Source organism: Microvirga brassicacearum (assembly GCF_008757455.1).
In the GTDB taxonomy this organism is placed as follows: domain Bacteria; phylum Pseudomonadota; class Alphaproteobacteria; order Rhizobiales; family Beijerinckiaceae; genus Microvirga; species Microvirga brassicacearum.
On record NZ_VCMV01000001.1, the window covers coordinates 39849 to 52477 of the forward strand.

Sequence of the window (12629 nt, forward strand, 5' to 3'; positions counted from 1 at the left end):
TATCCCATCTGCGTCCAAGCTGCCAATGCGACGATGCGGGCGTGGATACCAGGCGGTCTTCTAGAATTCGATCTGCCGAAGCAAATCATAATTTCGGAAAGGCTCTCCGCGCCGGGGATCGAACGCCAAGGGCAGGGGAAAGGCATCAAGCAAAGGGCCCGGGTCAAATTGCGCCGGAGACCACACTTCGTCGATTGCCGACATTGCAGCCGCCCAATCCGTCGGCCGGATGCGATCACAGCCGTATACTGTAATTTTTTCGCGGCCGAGACCGGCGTAGAGATCGCGGACTCGGTGGTTGAGAACGTCTTCTGTGGCGAGGGCAAGGTCGAATGTCTCGCACGCGTTGGGGCCGTTAAATCCGAAATACAAACACGGTATGCCGTAGCTTTCCGCGAATACGAGACCATGCAGGCTTACGCTGAGAATGCGGCGGCAGGAGGTGATTTCCTCCATTTTCGCCATCATGGCGTCCACCGTCGGTTCGACCACGGTGCTGATAATTTTGACTCGGTCGCGAAACTCCGGGGGTATCTGATAGCGGATGAAGTCGGGCCGGGTTTTGTCCTCAGGCGAGAACGCCGCCAACTCGGTTACGTGAACGATGACTCCGAGGTCCCATTTTTTTTCCGTTGCCGCCGGAAAGATCGAAGGCAGCATCCATACTGGGTCGCCATAAACCCGTGGAGCAGGAATGGCGGCGTCCACAAACGCCTGCCGGGAATACGGCCCGCGGGTTGCATGGACCCGAACGTTGGTGCTCGGAGGGGCGGCATAGCGGCCCAATGTCTTGTCGAAAGCGTTGAACTTGGCGTCCAGGCCTGTGCCCCAGATGTGCGCGGTTCCACCGTAGGCATTGTGTGCAATCGTACCGACCGCATACAAGCGCTCCCTGGCGGAGCGAAAAGGCTCCTTGCGGCAGAGGCGGCCACTCAGGGCCGTCACCATGACGGCGCTGAGCGCGTCGCCTATGTTCGCGTAGTATTTTTCTGGCGACCTCGCCCAGGCTAAGCGGATCGTACCGTCATTCCGGTTCGTTACCCGACTAAGAATGCTCCTGTTCAAAGCGGCGTTAACAACGCTGAGACTCTTATGGATGATCCGATCGCGACGGCTGAAACTCATTAAGATATCCCTCTTGTGGGGACGCTGTATTGTAACACCCCGTTTGGGCCTGCTCATAGCTTGCGTCCTAAAGGAATGTCAATCGATCTGGGGATTTCGCGTCGGAGCAGGGATCTTCTGCCGCTGGTGCCGCCAGGCGGAAATCAGAACGTCGCCGCAGCAGCCCGATGCGGGATTCCGTCGAGGTCCTGCGGCAACATTATAGCGAGATGGTCAAATTCTCCCGCTCATGCTGGCCGGCGCCGACCCTCACGTTCTACGCCAGTGCGGCTGCTTCCACCAGTTTCATCCAATCCTGATTGCCCTGCCGCTCGGTCAACAGCGCATTTGCTCCGCGAGAGAGCTCCTCAAGGCGACCGGGGTGCTCCATAACCGACTGCAGGATTTGACGGAAGCCGCCTGGATCCATCGTCGCCGCTACGAGCCCGCCGATTCCGAAGCCGACCTGCCCAGGCAGGGCGCCGGTGGGCATCACAAGGCTAGGCATGGCCCAGGAGAGGGCCTGCGCAACGGCGCCTGATTGGCTGGCTTCCATATAAGGACATAGCAAGAGATGGTGACTTGAGAAAAGCTCTGCCATTCGTTGCTCGGAAACCCAGCCAAGTTCCAGATGAACCTGCGGCCATGCGTCAAAGATACGCCTGACGTCCGGCTCGAGCGGCCCTGAACCTGCGATCGTTAGTCGCCATAGCGGATTGGCCCTGAGCGGCTCCAACACCGCCGCAAGCGTGTCCAGGCCTTTGTAAGGGAGCAGCCGCCCATAAAAGAGGAGACGGAACGGTTCGTCGGCCGAGGTGCGAGCCGGCAGAAGCGTCCGATGGGTGGGAAAGACCACTTCAAGGGGGATGACCGAAGTCTTCACGGCGGAGGCCGGGACACGTTCGGCCATTCGCTCGGCAACACTGCTGGACAGGGCGACAACACGGTCGGCATTCCTGACGAGGAGATCCTGCGTCGTCCTCTGCCAGGTGATCGCATAGTCGCCGGGATGCGGCTCCGCATCATGAGCGACGTAGATGACCCTGATGCCCCGCCTCTGCAGGGCGTGGATGAACGGCCACGCAAACGGCGAGTTCATCGTCATGATGACCACGCCCACATTGAGAGATGCCAGTGTGGCTGCGTGCGTTCTCAGCTGCGCCGGCAGCGACCAGGCTTCGCGCCACAAGGTGGACAACGTGGGGCGATCGAATTGGATGATGGGCAGTCCGCTCGCCTGAAAGGCCCCCATGTCATCATTCGTGCGCGCCAGAGACAGCAAGACTTCGGGAGGATTTGCAGCGCCCGTTAAATGCCGGGCCAGGAACAGCGTGAATTGCGATCCGCCTCCGCGACGACCCCAATAATGGAGTGCAACTCCAGGGCGTTGCTGGCTGGAAAGGCGTGTTGTCCGGCTTTTCATATCCGTGGTCATTAACATGCAAACTGCTAGAGTGGGGCCGCTGAGGAACCTGGTTCTTGAAAGCTGCCGAGGCGTGGCGCCACAGCTCAATGGTCGTGCTTGGCAATTTTTCCCGGCGGGCATTCATTCATTCATGGTGCCGGCTTCGTCGTTCCAGTCGAAGGAATCAAGCGAGCTTTCTTGGCAGAAATGAGCGGCGTTGTGATCAACCGATCGTCGGGAGGCGACGTTCGCAACCTGTGCTCGCAATACCGTAACTCCTGAGTTGACGCCAGCCCGGCTGGTGTTTACGACGCCCGATATGCTTACAGAAGGACCGGAAATGGGTGAGGGCAGCAACCATATTCTACCCGTGATCATGTGCGGCGGCTCCGGAACCCGGCTTTGGCCGGCTTCGCGGGACAGCATGCCCAAGCAGTTCATCGATCTCCTGGGTGAGCACTCCACCTTCCAGACCGCCGTCCAACGCGTGACGGCGCCGCAGGTCTTCCTCCGCCCGGCGATTATCTCGAGCAACGAGGTCCGTTTCATCGTCGCCGAACAATTGGCGCAGATCGGCGCGGCGGCCGATATCATTCTCGAGCCGATTCAACGCGATTCGGCTGCCGCCATTGCCGTTGCGGCATGTCATGCGGCGCGCCTGCATCCTGAGACGATCGTCCTTGTGATCGCGGCGGACCACGTCATCGATGACGCTGCCGCCTTCGCGGCCGCTTGTCAGGCGGCAATCGAGCCTGCGCGCCAGGGTCAGATCATGACCCTCGGGGTGGTACCGCAGTTCCCTGCCACGAGCTACGGCTACATCAAGCCCGGCAAGCCGATCAAGGGCACTCAGGCCAGTCGCGTCGAACAGTTCGTCGAGAAGCCGGATGCGGAAACGGCTCAGGAATACATCAACCAGGGCTTCCTTTGGAACAGCGGCAATTTCCTGTTCCGGGCGGATGTCATGATCGAGGAGTTCGAGCGGTTTCAGCCGACGATCCTGGCTGCTGCGCGAGACGCCCTCGAGCGTGCAACCATCGATCTCGACTTCATCCGGCTCGAGGAGGATGCGTTCAAGCTGGCTCCTAAGATTTCGATCGACTATGCGGTCATGGAGCACACCGAGCGCGCAGGGGTTCTGCCGGTCTCGTTCTCCTGGTCGGATATCGGTTCCTGGAGCGCCCTCTGGGATGCCTCGCCGCGCGACGAGGACGGCAACGCCTTGCGTGGCAACGTCGAGGTGATCGAGACCCGCAACAGCCTCGTGCACAGCGATGATATTCTCACGACCGTCGTCGGCCTGGACGATGTGATCGTGGTCGCCAAACCTGATGCGGTACTGGTGACGTCGCGGAGCCGGTCGGAGCTTGTGAAGGATCTTGTGGTTTCGATGCGCGCGAAACAGCGCCCGGAGGCGACCGAACATCTCAGGATGTATCGGCCCTGGGGCTGGTACCAGCGCATCGACACCGGGTCGCGCTTCCAGGTGAAACGCATCATGGTCAAGCCAGGCGGACGTCTTTCGCTGCAAAAGCATTTTCATCGCGCCGAGCATTGGGTCGTGGTTCGCGGAACCGCCGAGGTCACCGTGAACAAGGACATCGTGTTCTTGCACGAGAACGAGTCCGTCTACATCCCGATCGGGGCCATGCACCGCCTCAACAATCCAGGCCGTATCCCGCTGGAACTGATCGAGGTCCAGGTGGGGAGCTACACCGGCGAGGACGATATCGTCCGTGTCGAGGATGTTTACGGTCGCTAGAGTCGGATTCAGTTTCTTCGAGTCTGATCCGGCTCTATCTCTTTGTTTGGCGCATGATCTCTCCGTGAACCGGTCTCCACTTCGCCGGATCAGGCGCTAGCCGACACTCACGGATCCGATAGCGAAATCTCCATGGCGAACTCCCGAGTGTCGCCAGGAGATACCTGCACAACCCCCGGCTTTTCGCCGAGCTCCCCGTCAAATCCCACCGGGCTGGCATGGCCCTGCCACGGTTCGATGCAGATGAAGCCGGCGCCGGGCTTGGTCCAGAGGCCCAGGTGCGGCATTCCTGCGAACCCGACCTTGATGGAGCGCTGGCCAGGAACGCCATACTCCACGTTGCGGCTCTTGATCCGGTCGAAAATGAGGGCTCCGTTGCCGAACAATTCGCCGCGGAGCGTCAGCCGGTCGCCTTGAATCGGCGATTCGTGGGTCGTCCCGAGCAGGTTGTCGACAAGCAGGCGCATCGGCTCCGGTTCCATCTGCTCGAACCTGATTTCATGAGCGGCGCGGGCGCCCCCGAATGGCAGCGGCCAGCGGAAAGCCGGATGGAAGCCGAACGACACCGGCATCGGGCGTTCGCCGGAATTCAGGATCATCGCGCTTACGATCAAGCGGGAATCCTTGAGCCTGTAGGATACGTCCAGGGTGAATTCGAACGGATAATGCTCCAGCGTCGATGGGCTTGAGGTGAGGCGGAGGTGGCAGTTCGACGGACCTGTCTCTCGGACCTCGAATTCCGAGGTCCTTGCAAAGCCATGCTGTGTGAGACTGTGCTCCCGCCCATGGATGCGAATGCGATCATTTTTCAACCGTCCGACGATCGGAAACAGAAGCGGCGAGCGTCCGCTCCAGAAGGCCGGGTCGCCGTCCCAGAGAAGGTCGCGCCCCTCCTCGTCCCGAAACCGAACCAGCTCGGCGCCTAGGGTGGAGATCTGAGTTTCAAGGCGGGAATTCGACAATGTGATCGTCACAACAGGCAACTTTCATCGGGTGACGCCACTTGGCGGTGGCAGGGCGATCAGCCTTACACCTCGGCTGGGGACAGGTCATCGTTTCGTTCCGCGCCTGGTTGGCCTTCCTCGGGCCCCGTCACCTGATCTTTTCCCGCCCTTGTGGGTTGTGCCCATTGCGTGTCACGGGGTGGGGGCGTTCATGCTGACGGATGGCGAAGTACTCGATTGCCTCATTGTGGGCGGCGGACCGGCTGGGTTGACGGCGGCGCTTTATCTGGCGCGGCTCAAGCGCCGGTTCATTTTGATCGATAGCGGGGCGCCGCGGGCGGCTTGGATTCCGGCAAGCCACAACATTCCGGTTTTTGCAGGTGGCATTTCGGGAAGAGAAATCCTCGCCCGGCAGCATGACAACCTTCGGCAATATGGCGTTGCCATCGAAACCGGGACCGTCCAGAGCTTGCACAAGCGGCCCGACGGCTTTGTCGCGACCATAGGGCACGGACATGGCGCCACCAGCACCATTTCGGCGCGGCGGGTGCTGCTGGCGACCGGGGCAGTGGATATCGAACCCGACCTGCCCGACCTCCCCAACGCGATACAGCGCGGATTGGTGCGCTATTGCCCGATCTGCGACGGCTATGAGGCCCGCGACCAAAAGGTCGCCGTTATCGGCCATGGCGATCGGGGAATGGGCGAGGCGATCTTCATTGCCCGCACCTACTCGCGCGACGTGACGCTTCTCACGCTCGGCCAGCGACTGGAGCTGAGCCCGCACGCGCGTGCCAAACTCGACGAGCAGGGGATCAGAATCGTTGAAGATCCGGTCGAAACGCTCGAGATGGAAAACGACCGCATCGCTGCCGTGCATGTTCATGGCAGGGAGCATCGGTTCGACGTGCTCTATTCCGCCCTCGGCCTGAAATATCGTTCCGACCTCGCCCTGTCCCTTGGGGCCGAACATGACCCGTCGGGCGGGCTGATCGTCGACGCGCATTGTCAAACATCGGTGAAGGGCCTCTATGCGGCGGGCGACATCGTGCGGGGGCTCGACCAGATCGTCATCGCCATGGGCCACGCGGCCGTGGCGGCCATCCACATCCACAATCATTGCGAATTGCCGACGGAAGACGAGCCTGGAGGCGCTTGAACTCCCGCGTTACGACAGGGCTTTGGCCAGCAGCGGGAGGCTGGTATCCATCCGGTAATCGACCGACGAATGGTTGTCGTGGAATTCCTCATAAGTGTGCGGCACGCCGGCCGCCCCGAGCTTCGTGTGCAGCAAACGTGAGCCGTAGACCATGTTGTACTGGTCGATATCGCCGCAATCCACGTAGAGCAGCTTCATCCGTCGCAGGTTTTCGAGATACTGCTGTTGATCCGCCATGCGGAGCGGGTCCCATTGCAGCCAGTTCGCCCACCGGTCGGCGATGAGTTCGCACGTGGTCATATCGACCGGCAGGCGGATTCCGTAGAACTGGCTCGGATCGGGATCGAAGGTCGCGGCTTGCGCCAGCACCATCATGGTGTGCCAGTCGACATCCTTGGCTTTCGGCCCGGCCTCGAACTTGCGGACGAACTTTTCGATCGACATCTCGTGATCCACAAGATGACGCAGGGCGGCGGCGAACTCGCCCAGGTGGTAAAGGTATTCGAACCCCACATCGCCCGAATGCGAGGCCGCTGCCGACCAGACCGAGCCGCCGTGGCGCAGGGCATGGACCAGCGAGCCGTAGCCCCCCGAACTCTTGCCGAAAACGCCACGCCCCCCGTCGCCGCCACAGGCGAAATGCCGCTCGACGAAGGGCAGCATCTCGTGGATCAGGAAGCTTTCCCATCGGCCCGTTGCGCTGCTGTCGATGTATTGGTTGCCGCCGAGCCGCGTGAAGCAATCGGGAAACGCCACGACGACAGGCGGCATCTCGCCGGTGCCGATGAGCCGGTCGAGACGCTCGGGAACATTCTCGCCGTAGTTCTTCCAGTTGGTATGGGCCGGGCCGCCCGCCGTGTAGCCGACGAGATCGACCAGGAGCGGCAGATCGCGACCATCATGGCCGGCCGGCACATACACGTCGACCCGCCGCCGCGCGGGATCGCCGAGCAGGTTGCCCGCAAGGCTGCCGCTGTCGATCCAGAGGGTGTGCACCTTACCTTCGGGCACGTTGAAGTCCCTGCGCATTGCCGGCCTCCTTGGTGATCGCGGGCGAGCCTGAACGGCGCCAAAGCCGATGTCCAGAGCAGGTGGATCGCGACGGTTAATAACTCGCCCGGCGGCCTAGTCAGTCCAGAGGACAGGGCGCTACGGTGCAATGCCATGCGGCACAGCTTGGGGGATAAAAAATGACCGACGGTTTCTTGCCACGATGGACCCTGAAAACTGAGGGCGTCATCATGCCGGACGAGCGGCTGCCGATGGGGCAGACCGTCATCATGGGATTGCAGCACGTCGTTGCCATGTTTGGCGCGACCGTGCTCGCACCGATCCTCATGGGGTTCGACCCCAACGTGTCAATCCTGTTTTCGGGCATCGCGACCATCATCTTCTTCTTCGTCGTCGGCGGCCGGGTGCCGAGCTATCTCGGCTCGAGCTTCGCGTTCATCGGTCCGGTTCTTGTTGCGACCGGTGCGGTGGTCGGCACGCCCAACCCCAACATTCCGCTGGCTCTCGGCGGCATCATCGCGGCCGGCGCGCTCTATTTCCTCATCGGCCTCGTCGTGCAGGTTGCCGGCCATCGCTGGGTCGAACGTCTGATGCCGCCGGTCGTCACCGGCGCGATCGTCGCCGCCATCGGCCTCGTGCTGGCGCCGATCGCCATTTCGAGCGCCTCCGGCGCCGCGGGCGACAACCAGGCCGGGACATCGTTCGCCCGCTGGATTGCGCTCATCACGGTGATCGCAGTCGGGCTCGTGGCGGTCTATGCGCCGGGCATATGGCGCCGGTTGCCGGTGCTGGTGGGCGGGGCCATCGGCTATATGGCCTACCTGATCGGAGCGAACTTCCTCGGCTACGGCGCGCCGATCGATTTCGCGAAGGTGGGGCAGGCGGCATGGTTCGGCCTGCCGGTGTTCCAGTCGCCGGTTTTCAATCTCACCGCCATGAGCCTGATCGCTCCCGTCGCCATCATCCTGGTGGCGGAGAACCTGGGACATATCAAAGCCATCGGCGCCATGACGGGACGCAATCTCGATCCGTATCTCGGCCGCGCCTTCATGGGCGATGGTCTGGCCACCATGCTGTCCGGCGCATCGGGCGGTACGGGCATGACGACCTATGCGGAAAACATGGGCGTGATGGCAGTGACGCGGATCTATTCCACCATCGTGTTCCTGGTGGCTGCGGTGATCGCGCTGGTGTTGGGATTGTCGCCCAAATTCGGCGCCTTCATCGGCACCATCCCGGGGCCCGTTCTCGGCGGTCTGTCCATCGTCGTTTTCGGCCTCATCGCCGCGACCGCGGGGCGCATCTGGGTCGAGAACCGCGTCGACTTCTCCAATCCGCGCAACCTCATCACCGTTGCGGTCGCCCTCGTGCTGGGCGCCGGCAATTTCAAGCTCACGGTGGGCGGCTTCACGCTTGATGGAATCGGCACCGCGACTTTCGGTGCCATCATCCTGTTTCACCTTCTCAACATGGGGCGAGACGCCGACAGGCAGGAGCCGACCTTGCGCGCCGACGTCTAGACTCGATCATCGGAACACGCTTTTGACGCCCGCGTTGGACCTCTGACGCGGGCTTCATTTTGCGCGGTCGAACGCGCATGCCGGGTCCGCCTTTCCGAGAGCGGATGATCCGATGAGCGCTGAAACAGAACAAACGTTGCCGCCCCAAACGCAAGATCGGCAGCCGGGCCGCGAAACCGAAATGAATCCGAAGCCCGATTTCGAACCCCGTTATCCCGGAAGCGGCCGCATGCGCGGCAAGGTCGCGCTCATCACCGGCGGCGATAGCGGAATCGGGCGCGCGATCGCGGTGCTGTTTGCGCGGGAGGGTGCCGACATCGCCATCGTCTATCTCGACGAAAACCAGGATGCCCGCGAGACCAAGCGACTTGTCGAAAGCGAGGGCAGCGCCTGCATCATCATTCCGGGCGACATCGGGGATGCGGCATTCGCGCGCCGCGCGGTCGAACAAACACTCGCTGCTTTCGGCAGGATCGACACGCTCATCAACAATGCGGCCGAGCAGCACCCGCAACATGAGATTGCGGATATCACCCCCGACCAGCTCGAGCGCACGTTCCGGACGAACATATTCGGATTGTTCTTCACGACGCAGGCCGCTCTGCCGCATCTCGGACGGGGCTCGACGATCATCAACACGACATCGGTCACCGCATACCGGGGCAGTCCGGACCTTCTCGATTACAGCGCGACGAAAGGTGCCATCGTGGCGTTCACGCGTTCGTTGGCCAAGAAGCTCGCGGATCAAGGCATTCGCGTCAACGGCGTCGCTCCCGGGCCAATCTGGACGCCCCTGATCCCCTCGACATTTCCGGCCGAGAAGGTCGCCAAGTTCGGCGCCGACACGCCCCTCAAGCGACCGGGCCAGCCGAATGAAGTCGCGTCCTGTTTCCTGTTCCTCGCCTGCGAGGATTCGTCCTACATGACGGGGAGCGTCCTGCATCCCAATGGCGGCGATCCGACCGAGTCGTGATCGCACCAAAAAGGCGGCTCGCAGGCCGCCTTTTGATTGGAAATGTCCTGGGCGGTTTTTAGCGCCGCGCACGCACGCGAACAGGAACGGCCTCGGGCCGGCGCGCTGCGGTGGCGAGGAAGAGCATGATGGCCGCCAGCGAAGCGCCGATAAGGAACGTCGCTTCCGCGATCGCAGCCTGGGATAAAATCCCCGTAATCGCCGCGAAAGCGGTAATTGTCGTGAAAATCAAGAATGCGCGGAGAGCAACCGAACGATTCATAAGATCCGTCTCCCGAATATTCTGGAAAACGTGTGGGCGAGAGGTCCGTTCCATACTCGTTATCAGCTCCTCGTTACTTCGGATTAACCATTGAAGCTGTGCGAATGAGTCTTTTTCACGGAACTCCACAGTTCCGCTTGGCGTTATTCGAATGTCATCGGCGCGTGCCGATTCATTACTCCGCGAGGTAGCATCATGCTCGGCTGGGCAGTCACGTTTCTCATCATCGCGCTTGTCGCGGCACTTTTCGGGTTCGGCGGAATCGCCGGCACGGCCGTTGAAATCGCCAAGCTCATCTTTTTCGTGGCGATCGTTCTCTTCGCCATTTCGGCGGTAATCGGCCTGCTGCGTGGGCGAAACCCACTCTAGTGCGGTCCCGATTTAAGCCAAGCGCCGCCTGTTAAGGCGGCGTTTTTTTGTTGGTTGACCTCAACTCGACGTCTGCAGTGCCGCCCGCGTCATGCTGTCGGGCCCGAGATCGTCATCGGTCTCGACCTGCAGCATGGATGCCAGGCGGAACCGCGCCCTGTTGACGCGGCTCTTGATCGTTCCAACGGCACAGCCGCAGATCGCCGCAGCCTCCTCGTAGGAAAAGCCCGACGCTCCCACCAGCAACAATGCCTCACGCTGGTCGTGCGGGAGTTTTGAAAGAGCGGTGCGGAAATCCTCGAAATCGAGCTTGGCGCCCTGTTCCGGTTCCACCACCAGCCGTCCTGCATAGGACCCATCCGGGTCCTCCACCTCGCGGCGGCGCTTGCGGTAGTCGGAATGGAAGAGATTGCGCAGGATAGTGAAAAGCCAGGCATTCAGATTGGTGCCTGGCTCGAAGCGATGAATGTTGGACAGCGCACGCAGCAACGTGTCCTGGACGAGATCATCGGCGCGGTCGACCTGTCCCGAAAGGGAAATGGCGAAGGCCCGCAGACTGGGTACGGCGGCGAGAAGAGCGTCCCGGAGGTCCGGCTCCAGCGTCACTTCTTGGTCTCCCGCCCTTTCCCTTCCAGTTCCGCCAGAAGATCCTTGAAGCGGTCGGGCACCGGCTGCTGGACGAGATCGTCGTACATTGCCCTTAGCTGATCGCCGATCCTTTTTTGGCTGACGTTGTCGAGCTTCGGATCGGTTCCAAGCTTATCCCCCAGGTCATCTTCGGCGATAACCCGGGCGAGCTTGTTGCCCTTATCAGACGTCATCTAATTCCCCTTGCGCTCCGCTCCCCGGCGGCTGCAAAAAAGTCGGTCGATTGCAAAACTTGACGGTGCCGTCATATTGATTTTCGAGCGATAACGCCAAAGGCGCCTTTCGGTTCCACGGCGGGAACTTTCGCCAAGCTGCCGAGTTTAACCGTTCGTATCGAAACCAAGAGCCGAAAATCACATTAAGGGGACGCGAATGTCGACAGCACAGCTTGTCGTCCAACACCTGCCTTACCTCCGTCGTTATGCGCGCGCGCTCACTGGAAGCCAAATGGCCGGGGATGCTTACGTAGCGGCCACACTTGAAACCCTCGTGAGCGACCCTGACACCATTGCGGCCGACGGCAATGTGAAGGTGGAGCTGTTTCAGGTTTTTACCCGGATCTGGAATTCCCTCTCGGTGAATGGCCGCAGCGAGTTGACGCAGCGCGATCTTCCGGCGGAAGTCCGCCTTGGCCAAATCACGCCGCTGCCCCGTCAGGCTTTCCTGCTGTCCTGCCTCGAGGGCTTCGGCGAAGACGAAGTTGGCAAGATTCTCGCGGTCGATACCGACAAGGTGCGCGAGCTGGTCGATGAGGCCGGCCGCGAACTTGCTGCGGACATGGCGACCGATATTCTCATCATCGAGGACGAGCCGCTGATCGCCATGGATTTGGAGGCTTTGGTCGAGGGCCTCGGGCACAACGTGACGGGCGTGGCGCGGACCCGCACCGAGGCGGTAAAACTCGCCTCGAACAAGCGACCCGGCCTCATTCTGGCGGACATCCAGCTTGCCGATGGCAGCTCCGGCCTCGATGCGGTGAACGATCTGCTGAAGGCCTTCGAAGTTCCGGTGATCTTCATCACCGCTTATCCCGAGCGTTTCCTCACCGGCGAACGACCGGAGCCTGCTTTCCTGATCGCCAAACCGTTCCAGCCCGCAAACGTGTCGGCTGTGATCAGTCAGGCGTTGTTTTTTCAGCAAAGCGCCCGTCGACGCGAGGTCCGTGCGTCCGCCTGACGTCGATGATGGGTTATCGCAGCGAAAAGCCCGGCTTTGGAGCCGGGCTTTTTTGTGCGCGCGGCAAATAAAAAAGACGGGCTTTGATGCCCGTCTGAAGGTGCCGGCCGATGCACAAGGGGAATGCGGGGAGGACCAGGAGGCCGGTACGTTTGAAACGCCTTCGCCGCAATAATAGTTCCCCCGCCAGCGCATAATCTTCTGTAAACGGAGGAGCCGGAACCTCGCAGATACAGTCGCGTTGTTTCGCCGAGAGCGCCAAGTTTGGTGCGATCTTTTAATCGGCGGAGACGACG

At 61.3% G+C, this 12629-nt stretch carries 13 protein-coding genes; 6 read left to right on the top strand and 7 right to left on the bottom strand.

What is annotated here, in order from left to right; all coding sequences use genetic code 11:
• Positions 1–60: 60 nt before the first annotated feature.
• Both FEZ63_RS00170 and FEZ63_RS00175 read right to left on the bottom strand, forming a co-directional pair.
• Positions 61–1125, bottom strand: coding sequence for a polysaccharide pyruvyl transferase family protein (locus FEZ63_RS00170; RefSeq protein ID WP_162419626.1), 1065 nt, complete (start codon positions 1123–1125; stop codon positions 61–63).
• A gap of 256 nt (positions 1126–1381) precedes the next feature.
• Positions 1382–2650: a glycosyltransferase family 4 protein gene (locus FEZ63_RS00175; RefSeq protein ID WP_150941616.1), complete on the bottom strand. Its 1269-nt coding sequence runs from the start codon at positions 2648–2650 to the stop codon at positions 1382–1384.
• A 199-nt stretch (positions 2651–2849) separates the two neighbouring features.
• On the opposite strand from FEZ63_RS00175, the gene FEZ63_RS00180 reads away from it, so the two are divergent.
• On the top strand, positions 2850–4271 hold the full coding sequence (locus tag FEZ63_RS00180; protein WP_150941693.1) for a mannose-1-phosphate guanylyltransferase/mannose-6-phosphate isomerase: 1422 nt from the start codon (positions 2850–2852) through the stop codon (positions 4269–4271).
• A gap of 107 nt (positions 4272–4378) precedes the next feature.
• Here the strand turns inward: FEZ63_RS00180 and FEZ63_RS00185 are convergent, their stop codons facing one another.
• Positions 4379–5245, bottom strand: a complete 867-nt coding sequence (locus FEZ63_RS00185; RefSeq protein ID WP_150941617.1) for an aldose 1-epimerase family protein — start codon at positions 5243–5245, stop codon at positions 4379–4381.
• Positions 5246–5426: 181 nt separating this feature from the next.
• On the opposite strand from FEZ63_RS00185, the gene FEZ63_RS00190 reads away from it, so the two are divergent.
• A complete protein-coding gene (locus tag FEZ63_RS00190; RefSeq protein WP_150941618.1) occupies positions 5427–6374 on the top strand; it encodes an NAD(P)/FAD-dependent oxidoreductase in 948 nt (315 codons plus the stop codon).
• Positions 6375–6383: 9 nt separating this feature from the next.
• Here the strand turns inward: FEZ63_RS00190 and FEZ63_RS00195 are convergent, their stop codons facing one another.
• Positions 6384–7403 carry an alpha/beta hydrolase gene (locus FEZ63_RS00195; RefSeq protein WP_150941619.1) on the bottom strand — a complete coding sequence of 340 codons (1020 nt, stop codon included), beginning with the start codon at positions 7401–7403 and terminating at the stop codon, positions 6384–6386.
• Between the two features lie 161 nt (positions 7404–7564).
• On the opposite strand from FEZ63_RS00195, the gene FEZ63_RS00200 reads away from it, so the two are divergent.
• Together FEZ63_RS00200 and FEZ63_RS00205 are read left to right on the top strand one after the other, a co-directional pair.
• On the top strand, positions 7565–8905 hold the full coding sequence (locus tag FEZ63_RS00200) for a solute carrier family 23 protein (protein ID WP_150941620.1): 1341 nt from the start codon (positions 7565–7567) through the stop codon (positions 8903–8905).
• Between the two features lie 112 nt (positions 8906–9017).
• Positions 9018–9878, top strand: a complete 861-nt coding sequence (locus FEZ63_RS00205; RefSeq protein WP_150941621.1) for an SDR family oxidoreductase — start codon at positions 9018–9020, stop codon at positions 9876–9878.
• A gap of 58 nt (positions 9879–9936) precedes the next feature.
• On the opposite strand, the gene FEZ63_RS00210 is transcribed toward FEZ63_RS00205, so the two are convergent.
• Complete coding sequence (locus FEZ63_RS00210; protein ID WP_150941622.1) at positions 9937–10140, bottom strand: hypothetical protein; 204 nt, start codon at positions 10138–10140, stop codon at positions 9937–9939.
• Between the two features lie 195 nt (positions 10141–10335).
• On the opposite strand from FEZ63_RS00210, the gene FEZ63_RS00215 reads away from it, so the two are divergent.
• Positions 10336–10509 (top strand): DUF1328 domain-containing protein, encoded by a 174-nt coding sequence (locus FEZ63_RS00215; RefSeq protein WP_109596226.1) that lies wholly within the window; start codon positions 10336–10338, stop codon positions 10507–10509.
• Between the two features lie 60 nt (positions 10510–10569).
• Here the strand turns inward: FEZ63_RS00215 and FEZ63_RS00220 are convergent, their stop codons facing one another.
• Both FEZ63_RS00220 and FEZ63_RS00225 read right to left on the bottom strand, forming a co-directional pair.
• Complete coding sequence (locus FEZ63_RS00220) at positions 10570–11115, bottom strand: sigma-70 family RNA polymerase sigma factor (protein ID WP_150941623.1); 546 nt, start codon at positions 11113–11115, stop codon at positions 10570–10572.
• Positions 11112–11330 (bottom strand): NepR family anti-sigma factor, encoded by a 219-nt coding sequence (locus FEZ63_RS00225; RefSeq protein WP_162419628.1) that lies wholly within the window; start codon positions 11328–11330, stop codon positions 11112–11114. Before FEZ63_RS00225 ends, FEZ63_RS00220 begins: the two co-directional genes overlap by 4 nt.
• Before the next feature lie 199 nt (positions 11331–11529).
• Between FEZ63_RS00225 and FEZ63_RS00230 the strand changes: the two genes are divergently transcribed.
• Positions 11530–12333 (top strand): response regulator, encoded by an 804-nt coding sequence (locus tag FEZ63_RS00230; protein WP_150941624.1) that lies wholly within the window; start codon positions 11530–11532, stop codon positions 12331–12333.
• Positions 12334–12629 lie beyond the last annotated feature (296 nt).

Bases quoted from the DNA above. Each gene is read 5' to 3' on its own strand.
- FEZ63_RS00170 (WP_162419626.1), bottom strand. From the start codon at position 1,125: ATGAGTTTCAGCCGTCGCGATCGGATCATCCATAAGAGTCTCAGCGTT.
- FEZ63_RS00175 (WP_150941616.1), bottom strand. From the start codon at position 2,650: ATGCCCGCCGGGAAAAATTGCCAAGCACGACCATTGAGCTGTGGCGCC.
- FEZ63_RS00180 (WP_150941693.1), top strand. From the start codon at position 2,850: ATGGGTGAGGGCAGCAACCATATTCTACCCGTGATCATGTGCGGCGGC.
- FEZ63_RS00190 (WP_150941618.1), top strand. From the start codon at position 5,427: ATGCTGACGGATGGCGAAGTACTCGATTGCCTCATTGTGGGCGGCGGA.
- FEZ63_RS00195 (WP_150941619.1), bottom strand. From the start codon at position 7,403: ATGCGCAGGGACTTCAACGTGCCCGAAGGTAAGGTGCACACCCTCTGG.
- FEZ63_RS00200 (WP_150941620.1), top strand. From the start codon at position 7,565: ATGACCGACGGTTTCTTGCCACGATGGACCCTGAAAACTGAGGGCGTC.
- FEZ63_RS00205 (WP_150941621.1), top strand. From the start codon at position 9,018: ATGAGCGCTGAAACAGAACAAACGTTGCCGCCCCAAACGCAAGATCGG.
- FEZ63_RS00210 (WP_150941622.1), bottom strand. From the start codon at position 10,140: ATGAATCGTTCGGTTGCTCTCCGCGCATTCTTGATTTTCACGACAATT.
- FEZ63_RS00215 (WP_109596226.1), top strand. From the start codon at position 10,336: ATGCTCGGCTGGGCAGTCACGTTTCTCATCATCGCGCTTGTCGCGGCA.
- FEZ63_RS00225 (WP_162419628.1), bottom strand. From the start codon at position 11,330: ATGACGTCTGATAAGGGCAACAAGCTCGCCCGGGTTATCGCCGAAGAT.
- FEZ63_RS00230 (WP_150941624.1), top strand. From the start codon at position 11,530: ATGTCGACAGCACAGCTTGTCGTCCAACACCTGCCTTACCTCCGTCGT.